This is a genomic window from Vibrio sp. S12_S33 (genome assembly GCF_963889785.1).
Taxonomy (GTDB): domain Bacteria; phylum Pseudomonadota; class Gammaproteobacteria; order Enterobacterales; family Vibrionaceae; genus Vibrio; species Vibrio aestuarianus.
The window spans coordinates 1-256 of record NZ_CAWPQZ010000361.1; the positions used below are offsets into that span (position 1 = coordinate 1).

Here is a 256-nt window from a genome sequence, read left to right on the forward strand (position 1 = left end):
ATAGGTTGGGTGTGTAAGCGCTGCGAGGCGTTGAGCTAACCAATACTAATTGCCCGTGAGGCTTAACCATACAACACCGAAGGGGTTTTGTGGGCTCAATAGAAGAACATTGAATGTGAAGAACGAATTCAGCTTTCCGAATTAAAGAATTTGCTTGGCGACCATAGCGTTGCGGACCCACCTGACTCCATGCCGAACTCAGAAGTGAAACGCAATAGCGCCGATGGTAGTGTGGGGCTTCCCCATGTGAGAGTAG

Annotated in this window: 1 rRNA gene; it reads left to right on the forward strand. The window is 49.2% G+C overall.

Features of this window, described 5'->3' with window-relative positions:
* Positions 1-153: 153 nt before the first annotated feature.
* A 5S ribosomal RNA gene (rrf, locus tag AACW06_RS20455) occupies positions 154-256 on the forward strand; the annotation flags it as partial.